The organism is Liquorilactobacillus sicerae (assembly GCF_029916425.1).
GTDB classification, from domain to species: Bacteria; Bacillota; Bacilli; order Lactobacillales; family Lactobacillaceae; genus Liquorilactobacillus; species Liquorilactobacillus sicerae.
In genome coordinates, this window is the sequence record NZ_JAHAVQ010000089.1 from 1 (window position 1) to 644 (window position 644).

The 644-nt window shown below is 37.6% G+C and carries 1 pseudogene; it reads left to right on the top strand.

The features are described from left to right. Positions 1-112: 112 nt before the first annotated feature. Positions 113-644 (top strand): annotated as a pseudogene (locus KH893_RS11380) (hypothetical protein); the annotation flags it as partial.

Consider the following 644-nt stretch of genomic DNA (forward strand, 5'->3'; position numbering starts at 1 on the left):
CTTAATTGGTTTGTCGACAAGTACCCTGACGTTGACTTGGAGTCTAAACTTTAGTAATTTGTCACATCTTTAAAATTTTGTTAAAATTTGTCTCGTTAAGTAAGGAGAGAAAATGCCAGAAAAGAAATCAGCAACTGCTAGTCGAACTACAAAAAAGACGACTGCTGCTGCTAAAAAGGCCGCTGAAAAAGCAGCCGATACTACTAAAAAGACTGTTAAAAAAACTTCAGCCAGTGCTAAAAAAAATGCTGAAAAAGCTGAAAAAAGTGTCAGTGCAGCTAAAAAAACTGTGAAAAAGGCCGTTCCTTCGGCTAAATCAAGCGTTAAAAAGGCTACTTCTACGGCAAAAAAAACTGCCAAGACTGCAAAAAATTCTGCTAAAAAAACAACCGGTAAAACAGTCTCTGGAGTTAAAGCCGCAGCTAAAAAAACAACTGCCAAAGCAGCTGACAAGGGCAAGTCAGTAGCTAAAGGTACTAAAGAAACACCTGCCAAAGGTAAAAAAATAGTTCGGAAATCTGCTAAAAAAACTGTTGCAGCTGTAAAGCCAGTTGTTAAGAAAACGCAGGATACGGCAAAACAAGTTGCTGATAAAAGCAAAGAGAATATGGATGATGTTTCAAAACAGACTGCTAAAACAACAC